We start from the raw sequence: 13645 nt of genomic DNA, 5'->3' as shown, positions 1-13645 counted from the left end.
CAAATGAACGTATTACCATTACATCAAAACTACCATTACTTCAATTCTAGGAGGAACACTCATGAACGCAGATAAAGTGCTTGATGCCAAGGGAATCGCATGTCCAATGCCAATAGTACGCACCAAAAAAGCTATTGAAGAGCTCCAGTCCGGACAAATTCTTGAAGTTCAAACAACGGATAAGGGTTCGCAAAACGATCTGACAGGATGGGCCAACTCTACAGGACATCAGCTCATAGAAAGCGCAGAAGAAAACGGCATATATACGTTTTGGATCAAAAAGAAGTAAGAACCGTCCTTTAAAAAGCAAACACTCCGGTACCACGGAGTGTTTGCTATTTATTCGGTATAAACAAATACACCAATAAAGTTATTCTTCTATATAAATTGAACTTAAGAATAGGTACCTATCTCATTGATTTAACATCAAGAAGATGGAGGATTAAACTTTAGTTCAATTTATCTAGTATAATCATTAACTGTGATATATGATCTTTAAATTTAGATGGAAGTAGGTTTCTTCCTTATAGTGTTGATTCGGACAGCTCTTCATGCAGTGCAGATGATCCGATTCGGCAACGAGCGGTTCGGAACAATCCGGGCAGCGGTCTTGAAACAGGCGTTTAAGTTTGGCCAGCATGCTGAGATCCACCATCATTATCCCATCGAAATACTAGGAATTATTATAACGCGTAAAGTTTCATTAGTATAGAGCATTTCAAAAAATAATTAATTCGAAAATGAACCGTCACTGGAGGTGCACAACAAGTGGATATCACCGGATTTATCATCATGTTTTTCATTGGATTGGTCGGTTCATTCTTCTCGGGGCTTCTGGGGATCGGAGGGGCGATCATCAACTATCCGCTGCTGCTGTACGTTCCCGAATGGTTTCATGCAGGCAGCTTTACAGCCAAAGAAGTATCATCGATCAGCATGTTCCAGGTTTTCTTTTCCTCGCTTGCTGGCATTCTTGCACTCAGGAAGCAGAGCAAAAAGGAAAAGCCGCTGATGCATAAAGGCCTGATTACCAACATGGGGATCAGCATACTGATCGGGAGTCTGGGAGGAAGCATCAGTTCAAAGTATCTCCCCAGCGATACCATCAATATCGTATACGGTGTATTGGCCGTTATCGCCGTCATTTTAATGATGATACCGAGCCGGGGAACCAGGGAAGAAGCTAAGCTTGAAGCTATCACTTTCAATCCGATGATTGCATCGGTTGCGGCGCTGCTTGTCGGGATTGTATCTGGCATTGTCGGAGCGGGCGGCTCCTTTATCCTCATCCCGATTATGCTGACCGTGCTGCAAATACCTACCCGGGTTACCGTGGCATCCTCGCTCGCCATTGTGTTTATTTCCGCGATCGGCGGAGTCTCCGGAAAACTCATCGGGGGAGGTATACCGGTTCTGCCCACGGTTTTCACGGTGATCGGCAGTGTGCTGGGAGCACCGATAGGCACACGGGTGAGCCGTCATATGAACGTCAAATATTTGCGCATCGGTCTAGCCGTATTGATCTCCGCCACCGCCATCAAAATCTGGTGGGGGATCTTTGCTTCATAGAATGATTTGAAAGCTTATTGTGATCCCTCATTGGACACCCCTCCCTCAAACTAAAATAAAGGCCTGTGAGTTGTACACCTCGAAATAGAGGTGATCATCTCATGGGCTTTTTTGGTAGGAATCGAAAAGCTAAACTTCGAAGCTAGTGTACCTTAATCCCGCAAGAAAACTTTCTGCTGAACGGGGTCTGTCTTCTTGGAAGATGCCTTGATGGATGTTTTTCTGATACCTGGCTGGACGTTTTTTCTAATGGAACGATGTTTAAACAAGGCCGATGATATTTCAACCTGACAGCATGTGAAGTAAAAACGGCAGTAGATCAGAAAATATGGCGATTGTGATGCATGACTTTCTCTGGTTACAATTCAATCCAATGAATGATATTCAGTATCCAAGGGGGAAGGAACAATGAAGCAGGTGAAGGACGAAGGGATTCAAGTTGGCAGCAGGTATGATCAAGCACCTCAGCTCACAAAAGAGCGCTGCGAAGAAGCGATGGCTTTTATATTGGGACAAGTGGACCGCAATCTTGAAACTTTCGCGGATACTTTTCCTTCGGAAGCCAGCACGGGCAATATTTACAAACAGATAGGCAATACCGAGTGGACTCCGGCGTTCTGGACCGGCATGTTGTGGCTGGCCTATGAGACAACCGGCGAGGAGAAATACCGGCAGGCAGCAGAGAAGCAGCTAGGCAGTTACAGGCAGCGGGTGGAAGAACGGTGCTACACGGATACCCATGACTTGGGCTTCCTGTATACTCTCTCCTGCGTGTCGGCCTATAAGCTCACCGGGAACGAAGAAGCGAAACAACTTGCTTTGGAAGCGGCAGATTTGCTTTACAACCGCTATTTGGAGAAAGCCGGAATCATCCAAGCCTGGGGGAACCTCAGCGATCCGAAACAGCAGGGAAGGATGATTATCGACTGTTTGATGAATTTGCCTCTGTTATTTTGGGCAAGCGAGGTATCCGGGGACAGAAAATACTACGATGCGGCGGCCTCTCATGTCCAGAAGTCGGCAGAATATCTCATTCGCGAGGATGCTACCAGCTTTCATACCTTCTATATGGATACCGAGACCGGAAGACCGAAGTATGGATCTACGGCTCAAGGCTACTCGGACGATTCTTGCTGGTCCCGGGGGCAGGCCTGGGGAATATACGGTTTTCCGCTTTCATACCGCTATACAGAGGACACGGAATTAATCGGGTTGACGAAAAAAGTAGCCAACTACTTCTTGAGCCGGCTTCCTGAAGACTATGTTGCATACTGGGATCTAATCTTCACAGACGGCCCCGAGGAAAGGGACAGCTCTGCAGCAGCCATTGCGGTCTGTGGGCTTCTCGAAACTTCCGCGCATCTTCCGCTGACGGATCCCCTGAAACGGAAATACGAAAATGCTGCGCTGCTGATTTTGAAATCTCTGATTAAAAATTACATGACCCGGGAAATACCCTCATCTAACGGGATTTTGCTTCATGCGGTGTACAGCAAACCGGGGAACAACGGCGTGGACGAATGCTGCATCTGGGGCGATTATTACATGTACGAGGCACTTGTCCGCGTAACGAGAGACTGGAAACCCTATTGGTAAAGAAGAGCGGGCAATTGCTCCAAATTTTATGGAGCTGATTGAAAAACCGCGTAAATAAAGGGTTTTAGGACTTTGAACGGGAACACAATATTTAAAAATGCATGGAAAAATTAGAATTGTCAGTCCGTAATCTTACGAAAATACAGGTCTTATGAAAATGTTCCAGTTCCTAACAGTGGTCGTTTTTATCTATACTTTGCATACCGGCTGACCGGTGAAACGGAACTCCGGAACATTTGATATGAATAAGAAAAACGTTTATCGACGTACTTTCACAGAAGTCAGACCGCATTTAGCGGAGGTTTTTCTTGCGATATCAGGATGCGTTTCATGAAGTTTAAACTTTCTGATATCTAAAAAAAAGGAGGCGCTTTCATGGAAAGAAAAGGTAGAAAGTTGGGTCAAATGCTCTTGGTGACTGCTTTGGCTTTCTCACTTGCCGCATGCGGCAGCAGTTCCGGAAAAGATCAGGCCGCAGGAGAAACCTCTTCGAAAGGCAAAACTGCCGAGCCGCAAAAGCTAAGCCATCTTACATATTGGGTGAGCATGCACCCTGCAGCAGCTGCACAAATGAAATCCTATGCAGAAATGGGCATGTACAAGGAGCTTGAGAATGTTACGGGCGTGAAGGTTGACTTCCAGCACCCACCGACCGACTCGGCTCAGGCTAAGGAACAATTCAATTTGATGATGGTATCGGAAAAGCTGCCGGATGTGATCGAAACCTCATGGATTGGGTATCCGGGAGGGCCTGAGAAAGCAATTCAAGACAACAAAATCATTAAACTGAATGATCTGATCGATCAAAACGCCCCAAATTTGAAGAAACTGCTGGATGAGCATCCAGATTGGAAAAAGATGGTCACAACAGATGATGGAAGCCTGTATATGTTCCCATTCTTCCGTGGGGGAGATAAAGTCCGGGTATTCTATGGGCCTTCTATCCGTAAAGACTGGCTCGACAAGCTGGGACTTCAGGCACCAACCACGATTGATGAGTGGTATCAGGTACTGAAGGCTTTTAAAGAGAAGGATCCGAACGGAAACGGCAAAGCCGATGAAATTCCACTGTACATCACGAATGGTGATATTGGTACGGATGCGCCTTTCCTTGGCGCCTGGGGAATCAATTACGGGTTCTACCAAATCGATAATAAGGTTAGTTATGGACCGATCCAGCCAGAATACAAAGAGTTTCTGACCACCATGAACAAATGGTATAAGGAAGGACTAATCGACAAGGATTTCGCGGCGCCGAACGACAAGCTGTTCGATGCGAAAATGACGGGCAATCAGCTGGGGGCAGCCCCAGTCTATAACGGCGGGGGTATCGGCAAATACGCCAACCTGATGAAGGATAAAGATCCGAATTTCAATTTGGTCGCAGTTCCGTATCCGGTGCTGAACAAGGGGGATCAGCCGATTTGGGGTCAAAAGGACTTTGCAGCCAACGGCATTGGCGCAGCGATCTCGACCAGTAACCCTAATCCGGTTGAAACGGTCAAATGGCTGGATTATGCCTACGGAGAAAAAGGGAATTTACTCTTTAACTATGGCAAGGAAGGCGAAGCCTACAAGATGGAAAACGGAAAGCCCGTATTCTTGCCGGAAGTCCTAAATCCTCCAAGCGGTGTGAGCCTGCAGCAGTCCTTTGGGAAACATAACCGTTCGACTTGGAGCGCTCCATTTGTCCTCAGCGATGACTTCCAAATGCAATATCTGGCGCTGCCGAACCAAAAGGATGCTCTTACAATCTGGTCTACGCCTACCGGCGAGCGCAGAATGCCGCTTGTGACGCCAACGAAGGACGAAAGCTCGCAATACGCCTCCATAATGACGGACATTAACACGTATAAAGACGAAATGTTCCTGAAATTCATCATGGGCGCTGAGCCGCTCGAAAACTTCGATAAATATGTCAAGAAAATTGAGACCATGGGAATTGAAGATGCCATTAAGATTCAACAGGCAGCTCTTGACCGGTTCAATAAGCGATAGGTGATAAAAATGAACGGGGATATGGGGATGGCTTGGCCATCTCCCGGAATCCCGGGGTGATTTTTACTTGAAGGGCAGGGAGACAAATGTGGCAGGTAACAAATAAAAAACTTATGAAGGCGAATAGCAGTTTAGATATATCCAAAGGCCAAATCATCCGTAAGGATCTCCGCCGTAATTGGATCATTTACTTGATGGCGCTGCCTGTCATTGCCTACTATGTTATTTTTCACTACGGTCCAATGTACGGGCTTCTGATAGCCTTCAAAGATTACTCGCCCGCCGAAGGCATCTGGGGAAGTCCATGGGTAGGATTCAAACATTTCGATAGCTTTTTTAACGGCATTTATTTTTGGAGGCTGATTCGGAATACACTGCTCATCAATGTGTATGATCTGATTTTCGCTTTTCCTGCGGCGATTATTTTAGCGCTGCTGCTTAACGAAATCCGGCAGATGATGTTTAAGAGATTCGTTCAAACGATCTCATACTTGCCGCATTTCATATCCATCGTCGTTGTTGCGGGTATGATGTTCGATTTTCTGAGTCGTGACGGGCTTATCAACCAGCTGCTCGGCATGATCGGATTTGAACCGATTGATTTTCTGAAGGAAGCAGGCTGGTTCCGGTTTGTTTTCGTCTCTTCGGGAATATGGCAGGGCGTCGGCTGGGGTTCCATCATCTATCTGGCTGCGATTGCGAATATTGACCCTACACTGTATGAAGCGGCCAAAATCGACGGGGCAAGCCGCTGGCGGCAGATTTTTCATATCACTATACCAGGCATCATGCCAACGATCGTCATCATGCTGATTCTGAACATGGGTCATATGTTGTCCGTAGGCAGTGAGAAGGTGCTGCTGCTGTACAATCCCCTCACCTACGAAACAGCCGATGTCATCTCAACTTACGTATATCGTAAAGGGGTTCTCGAGGCCAGCTACAGCTTTACGGCTGCGGTCGGGTTGTTCAACTCCGTGATCAGTCTGATTTTGATCGTCTCTGCCAACGCAATCAGCAAACGCGTATCTGAAAATAAACTCTGGTAAGGAGGGACAAATCATGATTGCACAATCAACAGGAGAAAAAGTATTCGGCGTCATCAATACACTGCTGATGCTGCTGCTGTGCTTCATCACGTTATATCCTTTTTTGTATGTTTTGTTCGCGTCCCTCAGTGAGGCTTCGAGCTTCATCCAGCACCGGGGCTTGCTGCTGAAACCGCTCGGGTTAAACTTTGAAGCATACAAGGCGGTTTTCGAGAATCCGATGATCACGAGCGGTTACAGGAACACGCTCTTCTACGTTGCTGCCGGTACAGCAATCAATCTGTTCATGACGGCTCTCGGAGCATACGTGCTTTCCCGGAGGAACCTGTATTTCAAAAATATCCTAATGTTCGGGATCGTTCTGACCATGGTCTTTAGCGGAGGTCTCATTCCGTCCTATATCCTTATCAACAAGCTTGGCATGATGAACACGCCTTGGGCACTGCTGATTCCGGGTGCCATCTCTACGTTTAACCTGATTATTATGAGAACAGCATTCCAGGGAGTACCTGTATCTCTTGAAGAATCCGCTAAAATCGACGGGGCGGGGGAATTCACTATTCTGTTTCGCATTGTTATTCCTCTGTCTATGCCGGTGATTGCGGTCATGATTTTGTGGTATGCCGTAGGCCACTGGAATTCGTATTTTTCAGCGCTTGTTTATTTACGGGACCGCACGATGTATCCTTTACAGCTTGTGTTACGGGAAATATTGATTGCGAATTCGACCGATTCCATGTCTACCGGCGTGGCGGCGGATGACAAATACGCGATCGGCGAGACGATCAAATATGCGTCGATTATCGTCTCTACGCTGCCGATTATCTGTCTGTATCCGTTTTTGCAGAAGTATTTCGTTAAAGGGGTATTAATCGGAGCCATCAAAGAATAAAACAGTGTCCAGCCCTGCCCGGTTACATTATAATGAATCTAATCGTTCATTACTCACGCATTTTGATGCATGAATAAGGTAGGGGTGGTGATGCTTGGTGAAATGGCTGCTTCGTTCACTTGGTTTCCGCAATTTACGAAGCGTATGGATCACGATGTTAATCTCGAATTTGGTGTTACTGCTTATTCCTGTATCGATGGGTGCATTTTTGTACACCAAGGTGGAAGAAAGCCTGGAAAAAGGAGCGAATCGGTCCAATCAAGCGATGCTCGAGCAGCTTAAACTTTCACTCGACAGCAAACTAAACGAAGTGGATAAACTGGCGCGGCAGATTATTTTCGATCCGAAGCTTGAGTATTTGCTTAAGCTGAATGAGGATCAGAATAGCCCGGACCGTTATAAATTCATTGAATTTATGAATGACACCATGTCCCGGCCGGGCAGCATCTCGAACTTCATCATGGATTATTATGTGTACTTCCGTAACAGTGATTTAGTCATGAAGTCCGGCCTTATGACGGATTCCCGTAAGTTTTATGATATGTATTACAGCTATCAGGGGATGACGTATGAGCAGTGGCGAAACGAGTTGCTGACTAGCTTCCATACGATGGCATATCTGCCTTCCGCGACGCTGCTGCGGCAAGCTGAATATGATCCGATGCAGAGCATTGAGAAAACGCCGCTGAATGTCATTACCTTCACGCAGTCACTTCCTGGCCGTGACCGCAGGGATATCACGGGCAGCTTCGTGATCCTGATTGATGAAAGCCAAATCAAGGAAATGTTCGCCCAGATTGAATCGGCAAGCGACAGCTCCATTTATATTGTCGATGGAGGGGGTAGAACCATTATGGCTACGGACCGAGAGCCTCTACCGGCGGCGCTGTTGTCTAGCATTAATGGAACCGGAGGATTGTTCAATCATTCGCTGAATGGCGACCCGAAGGTGGTTTCGTACACAGCTTCAGAGAAGGAAGGATGGAAATATGTCCTGATTACGCCCCGAAGCGTATTCATGCAGCAGATCCTATGGATTAAAAAGTGGACGCTGATGCTGTTCGGCCTCTGCCTAGCCGTGGGCCTGTTGGCTGCCTTCACCATAGCCTACCGGAATTACAGCCCGCTCCGCAAAGCGGTCAATACCATCCTGGGCGGCAAGGAGTGGAACGGCAAACTATCCGGAAACGAATATGAATTTATTGTCCAGACGATTGAAGGATCTCTACATGAGGAGAAAAACCTGCGCAGTCTGCTGGCGCAGCAGACACCGGTCATAAGGTCCAACTTCCTCACGCGGCTGATCCGGGGGCAAATGGAAGTCGATGCAACACATACCGGCGGACAATCTCTGCGGTTTATGGACGTTTCATTTGTAAGCGATTACTTCTCGGTCATCGTGGTTCAGCTGGACAGCATCACTAGATTTAACCCGGAATCAAGTGAGGAACAATGGGCGCTTGCCCGGTTTATCGTATCGAATATCGGGATGGATATGATTCCAAGTCCGCATCAAACCTTTGCCGTAGATCTTGATCGCGACCGCGTTGCTCTGCTGAATAACTACGCTGCGGAGTGCACGGATGATATAGATCAGAATATCAAGAACATGGCCGAATCACTCAAGAGCATGATTGAAGAACGGTTCAATATTGATATTACGGTAGCGGCCGGTCTTCCGCACACCGGTGCCAAGAGTATTGGCGAAAGCTACGCAGAAGCGGTGGCGGCGCTTGAATACCGCATCATCAAAGGCGGAGGGACCATTATTTATTTCCAGGACATTACGAATGTCCACTCCCACTACTATTATCCGATCGATATCGAGGTGCAGCTTATCAATTTTGTTCGTAGCGGAGATACGGAGAATGCGCTCAAGCTGCTGGACACGATCTATATGATGAACTTTGAGTCGGGCAGCATTACGCCGGAGCTGGGTAGATGCCTGTTTTTCAACATTACAAGCACGTTTCTGAAGATCATTAACGCCACCGGGCTGGAGCAGAATGATATTCTCGGACCGCAAGTCGATCTTGTGAAGGATATTTTTTCGTATGAAACCGCAGAAGGCATGCACAAGAGAACGAAGAAGCTCTATGAATTACTATCGGAGTCAATGGTAACGGAACGGACGGACCATCGCATTCGGCTTATGCAGGATATGTCGGAGTTTGTGGAGGACCATATCACGGACCCGAATATGGGACTTGGCATGATTGCCGACCGGTTTGATATGACGCCTCAATATGTCTCCACCTTTTACAAAAAACAAAGCGGGATAAATCTCAGTGATTATATCGTCCGAAGAAGGATTGAGCTCGCCAAGCAGCATATGTACGACAAGGAACTAACGAATGCTCAAATCGCCCAATTGGTGGGGTACACGAGCGACGTCGTATTTATCCGAGCCTTTAAAAAGATTGAAGGTGTGACTCCGGGAAGGTATCGGGAGAACCTGCTCGCCTATATTTCCAACGATGCCGGTTAGATATTAGGAGTACATGGTTATCCCTACCATAAAATGTTGACTGGGAGCAATTCATTCGTTTACAATATGAACATCAATAACAGGTAATAAAGGCGATGGAGTTCGCCATAACCGCCGCAAGGCTGATGACTCCTACCAGTGAAAGGGAAGCGCACACTGGTAGGAGTCTGTTTTATTTTAGCTGATCCCGCCGGATGTGAGCGGAAATATCATACATATAGGTAGAAGGGGCTTAAGAAAAGTGTTAAAGAACATGAAACATTGGAACATTCACAAGGCATTAAATCTTTGGCATGCGGCACTATTCCGGAGCTTTTTCAAATGGATCTGGATGGGTGGGACTGTCGGCATTTTGAGTGGATCGGCATCGGCCATTTTTCTGATTGCGCTAGAGTATGTCACCGATACCCGGCTGCAGAATCCTTGGCTGCTTTATTTGCTGCCTCTCGGCGGAGCGTTGGTCAGCTTTTTATATTGGAAGTTCGGCAAAAACAGCGCCAAAGGAAATAACCTCATTATCGAACAGATCCATAACGGCAACGAAGCGATTCCTCTGCGCATGGCACCCCTGGTATTATTCGGAACGCTCATTACTCATCTGTTCGGGGGATCAGCCGGCCGTGAAGGAACGGCGGTTCAGATGGGAGGAAGTCTGGCGGAACGTTTCGGCAAATGGATTAAGGCAGGACCAGTCGACCGCAAAATTCTACTCATGTGCGGAATCAGCGGAGGATTCGGATCGGTATTCGGTACGCCGCTCGCAGGTACGGTGTTCGGTCTCGAAGTCGCTGCGATCGGCCTGATTCAATATGAAGCGCTGCTCCCTTGCTTTACCGCCAGCTTTGTAGGCCATCTGGTCACCACCCAGCTGTGGGGCGCTCATCATGTCCATTATCCGCAAATGATTGCACCAGAGCTAAGTCTGACTGTGTTGCTTAAAGTAACAGCAGCTTCACTTGTATTCGCTTTGGCGAGCATCTGTTTCAGTGAACTGACGCATGCGCTGAAAAAGCTGTTTGCTAAGGTTTTTCATAATCCGATGCTGAAAAGCGTGGTGGGCGGTATGCTCATCATCGGACTTGTCTTTATCATCGGTTCCCGTGAATATCTGGGGCTTAGCATTCCGCTGCTCACCGATGCATTTCACCAGGATGTGCCGACCTTTGCTTTCCTCTGGAAGCTCATCTTCACCTCGATTACACTGGGAGCAGGGTTCCAGGGCGGGGAAGTTACACCGCTATTCGTCATCGGCGCCACATTAGGACATACACTAGCTGACTTATTTCATATGTATGGGCCATTTCTTGCTGCGCTGGGCTTTATCGCAGTATTTTGCGGGGCGACGCATACGCCGATTGCATGTTTTCTGATGGGGATTGAATTGTTCGGTTCAGACGGAGCGGTATACATGTTTATCGCCTGCCTGGTCAGTTATTTATTTTCAGGTTACAGCGGGATCTATACATCGCAGCGGATCGGCATTTCCAAAAGCCATCTGATCAGCGTACCGCCAGGCACAACTTTGGCCACACGGCGCAACCTTTTGTTTGATAAACGGAACTCAAAGGCACACCATGAGGCAGAAGAAACCGACAATGAAAAATAATTAGATCCTTTAACCATGGGTAAGGGAAGGAGCATGGTCGTGAAACGGATATGGCAGATGGGGATGGCCTTGATACTTGCCGGGTTGTTGACTGCAGGATGCGGTACAGGAACGAAAGAAGTGAATTCATCGGAATCTCAGACCGTGATGAATTCTCATCAGAACACAAACCCTAGCTTGAACGGTTCCTCCAATACGACAGGATCAAACTCATCATCAGAAACGAATGAAGCCGAGCCGGAGAATGTGAACAAGGTTCCTAACGATCCGGCACAGGAGCTGCTAAATAACCTAAGTACCGAAGAAAAGATCGGTCAGTTGGTTCTGGTCGGCATGGATGGGACAACGAGCAGTGAAGCAACGAAGGAACTGATCCGGAAATACCATGTAGGCGGATTTATTTTCTATAAAAACAATATTGAAAGCACGAAGCAGGCGCTCGAGTTATTCAACGATCTGAAGGCGGACAATAAGTCGAATCCGGTGCCGCTGTGGATGAGCGTGGATGAAGAAGGCGGACGGGTGTCCCGCTTGCCGGCTGATTTTGTAAAAATACCTACCAATAAGGAGATAGGCGCAAAGAACAGTCCGGAGCTGTCCAAAGGCATTGGCGCAATTCTTGGGCGAGAGCTTTCGGGATTTGGCCTGAACATGGACTTTGCTCCTGTACTGGATATTAACAGCAATTCGAAAAATCCGGTGATCGGGGATCGTTCTTTCGGCAACAAAGCGGATCTGGTGAGCCGCCTTGGCGTCGCGACGATGGAAGGCATACGATCTCAGAAGGTTGTGCCTGTGGTGAAGCATTTTCCCGGCCATGGAGATACTTCCGTCGATTCGCATATCGGGCTACCTGTCGTGAACAACGATCTGAGCCGTCTCCGCAGCTTTGAGCTTATTCCATTCAAGGAAGCCATCGAAAATAAGTCGGAAGTTGTGATGATCGCGCATCTACTGATGCCTAAGATCGATCCGGATCACCCGGCTTCTTTTTCGAAAAAAATTATCACGGACCTTCTCCGCAATGAACTGAATTATCAGGGCGTCGTGATTTCCGATGATATGACAATGGGGGCTATTGAGAAAAATTATGACATCGGAAATGCCTCCGTAAGCGCCATCCTGGCAGGGGGTAACATCATCCTGGTCGGGCATGATTACGAAAAAGAAAAAACGGCCATTGAAGCGCTGAAGAGCGCGGTTGAAAAAGGCAAAATATCGGAGGATGTACTGAATAACCGCGTATACGCCATTTTGAAATTGAAGCAGGCCTACGGCTTGTCGGATAAGCCGGCCTCAGGCCCGGATGTGCAGGAGATTAATGCGGACTTGAAGAGTTTGCTGAAGAGGTATGGATTGTGGAAGTAAGAGTACATATTTACTAATAGAGCAGCCCAGGGATTATTCCTGAGCTGCTCGTTTCATTAGGAGCGACATCGTTAGCGCAGCGGCTTCCACGTTCAGAAGTAAGAATTTTAGTATCACATATACGATGACCCACGCGCAAGCTTGCGTTTGTCAAGCAGCTTTTTGACATCAAGCTCGGAAAATGCCACACCACACAGAACGAGAGCAGCACCGATATAGCCTTGTATCGTCAGTGTTTCCTTCAAAAAACAAATCCCGATGACCGCCGCCACCACGGGCTCTAGTGCGAAGATCAAGCCGGTATGCGTTGGGGTGGTATACTGCTGCGCAACTGCCTGAAGTACAAAGCCCATGGCGCTGCATACAATGCCGAGAGCGAGTACAGAAATCCAGCTTGATGTGGTATCCGGCAGCCGGGGTGTCTCGAACATCAGCGTGAAAATAAGCCCCAAGACAGCAGCTACGCCGAGCTGCAGGATGCCGACATGGAGAGAGTCTGCTTTTTTGGCGGCCCGTCCGGTCGTGATGATATGTATGGCAAAAAATAGTGCTGACAGGATGCACCAGGCATCTCCGGATTGCAATGTAGTATTGGGCTTTAGTGTCAGCATTCCAATGCCCACAATAGCGAGGATCAAGCCTATGATCAGACGCTTGTCCAATTTACTTTTCATGAATACGGTACTGAGTACAGGAACGAAAATGACGGTCATACTCATCAGAAAACCTGCGTTGGAAGTTGAAGTGCTTTGGAGTCCCAGCATAATGGAGGCGAACACGCCGAACAGCAGCACTCCAAGGAGCAGAGAATAGAATAGGTCAGTTCGACTCGCCTTCAGCAGTCTTTTATAAAACAGGCAGCCCGCAGCCACAAAAGCAATTCCGAACCGAAGCGCGATCAGATTGAATGGCTGCAGCGAGTCCAAACCGAGTTTCATAAATAAGTAGGAAGTTCCCCAAAAAAAAGTGACCAAAAGTACGATTAGATCTGCTTTGTATTGTTTCATTTGATTATGCTCCAGCCTTTATATCAGTTTCATCTTGTGCCTGAATTAGTATAAGTGGTATTTTAAAATAAG

General features: G+C 47.5%; 11 protein-coding genes and 1 riboswitch. Of the genes, 9 read left to right on the top strand and 2 right to left on the bottom strand.

Annotation, left to right across the window (positions count from 1 at the left end):
• Nucleotides 1–61 precede the first annotated feature (61 nt).
• Nucleotides 62–289 (top strand): sulfurtransferase TusA family protein, encoded by a 228-nt coding sequence (locus MUG84_RS24285; RefSeq protein ID WP_244730199.1) that lies wholly within the window; start codon nt 62–64, stop codon nt 287–289.
• 186 nt (nt 290–475) lie between these two features.
• Here MUG84_RS24285 and MUG84_RS24280 read toward each other — a convergent pair whose 3' ends face one another.
• Entirely contained in the window at nt 476–640 is a 165-nt protein-coding gene (locus MUG84_RS24280; RefSeq protein ID WP_244730198.1) for a hypothetical protein, read from the bottom strand.
• A gap of 128 nt (nt 641–768) precedes the next feature.
• Between MUG84_RS24280 and MUG84_RS24275 the strand changes: the two genes are divergently transcribed.
• From MUG84_RS24275 to nagZ, 8 genes are all read left to right on the top strand, one after another.
• On the top strand, nt 769–1569 hold the full coding sequence (locus MUG84_RS24275) for a sulfite exporter TauE/SafE family protein (protein WP_244730197.1): 801 nt from the start codon (nt 769–771) through the stop codon (nt 1567–1569).
• Between the two features lie 408 nt (nt 1570–1977).
• Complete coding sequence (locus MUG84_RS24270; RefSeq protein ID WP_244730196.1) at nt 1978–3165, top strand: glycoside hydrolase family 88 protein; 1188 nt, start codon at nt 1978–1980, stop codon at nt 3163–3165.
• Between the two features lie 375 nt (nt 3166–3540).
• The gene (locus tag MUG84_RS24265) at nt 3541–5163 is read left to right on the top strand and encodes a type 2 periplasmic-binding domain-containing protein (RefSeq protein ID WP_244730195.1); all 1623 of its coding nucleotides are present in this window, start codon (nt 3541–3543) and stop codon (nt 5161–5163) included.
• A 113-nt stretch (nt 5164–5276) separates the two neighbouring features.
• Nucleotides 5277–6212: an ABC transporter permease gene (locus MUG84_RS24260; RefSeq protein WP_244730324.1), complete on the top strand. Its 936-nt coding sequence runs from the start codon at nt 5277–5279 to the stop codon at nt 6210–6212.
• A 13-nt stretch (nt 6213–6225) separates the two neighbouring features.
• Nucleotides 6226–7104 carry a carbohydrate ABC transporter permease gene (locus MUG84_RS24255; protein WP_280521491.1) on the top strand — a complete coding sequence of 293 codons (879 nt, stop codon included), beginning with the start codon at nt 6226–6228 and terminating at the stop codon, nt 7102–7104.
• A 97-nt stretch (nt 7105–7201) separates the two neighbouring features.
• The gene (locus tag MUG84_RS24250) at nt 7202–9592 is read left to right on the top strand and encodes a helix-turn-helix domain-containing protein (protein WP_244730317.1); all 2391 of its coding nucleotides are present in this window, start codon (nt 7202–7204) and stop codon (nt 9590–9592) included.
• 82 nt (nt 9593–9674) lie between these two features.
• Nucleotides 9675–9734: riboswitch (Fluoride riboswitch) on the top strand.
• A gap of 111 nt (nt 9735–9845) precedes the next feature.
• Nucleotides 9846–11198 carry a voltage-gated chloride channel family protein gene (locus MUG84_RS24245; protein WP_244730315.1) on the top strand — a complete coding sequence of 451 codons (1353 nt, stop codon included), beginning with the start codon at nt 9846–9848 and terminating at the stop codon, nt 11196–11198.
• 39 nt (nt 11199–11237) lie between these two features.
• Nucleotides 11238–12566, top strand: coding sequence for a beta-N-acetylhexosaminidase (gene nagZ, locus MUG84_RS24240; RefSeq protein ID WP_425313275.1), 1329 nt, complete (start codon nt 11238–11240; stop codon nt 12564–12566).
• Nucleotides 12567–12679: 113 nt separating this feature from the next.
• Here the strand turns inward: nagZ and MUG84_RS24235 are convergent, their stop codons facing one another.
• Nucleotides 12680–13573 carry a DMT family transporter gene (locus tag MUG84_RS24235; protein WP_244730191.1) on the bottom strand — a complete coding sequence of 298 codons (894 nt, stop codon included), beginning with the start codon at nt 13571–13573 and terminating at the stop codon, nt 12680–12682.
• Nucleotides 13574–13645: the final 72 nt, after the last annotated feature.

This window comes from Paenibacillus mangrovi (assembly GCF_022898935.1).
GTDB classification, from domain to species: Bacteria; Bacillota; Bacilli; order Paenibacillales; family Paenibacillaceae; genus Paenibacillus_AQ; species Paenibacillus_AQ mangrovi.
The sequence above is the reverse complement of the archived record's forward strand: the minus strand, read 5'-3'. Positions and strand labels throughout refer to the sequence as shown.

Coding starts and splice junctions, on each gene's coding strand:
- MUG84_RS24285 (WP_244730199.1), top strand. CDS start 62: ATGAACGCAGATAAAGTGCTTGATGCCAAGGGAATCGCATGTCCAATG.
- MUG84_RS24280 (WP_244730198.1), bottom strand. CDS start 640: ATGCTGGCCAAACTTAAACGCCTGTTTCAAGACCGCTGCCCGGATTGT.
- MUG84_RS24270 (WP_244730196.1), top strand. CDS start 1,978: ATGAAGCAGGTGAAGGACGAAGGGATTCAAGTTGGCAGCAGGTATGAT.
- MUG84_RS24265 (WP_244730195.1), top strand. CDS start 3,541: ATGGAAAGAAAAGGTAGAAAGTTGGGTCAAATGCTCTTGGTGACTGCT.
- MUG84_RS24260 (WP_244730324.1), top strand. CDS start 5,277: ATGAAGGCGAATAGCAGTTTAGATATATCCAAAGGCCAAATCATCCGT.
- MUG84_RS24255 (WP_280521491.1), top strand. CDS start 6,226: ATGATTGCACAATCAACAGGAGAAAAAGTATTCGGCGTCATCAATACA.
- MUG84_RS24245 (WP_244730315.1), top strand. CDS start 9,846: ATGAAACATTGGAACATTCACAAGGCATTAAATCTTTGGCATGCGGCA.
- MUG84_RS24235 (WP_244730191.1), bottom strand. CDS start 13,573: ATGAAACAATACAAAGCAGATCTAATCGTACTTTTGGTCACTTTTTTT.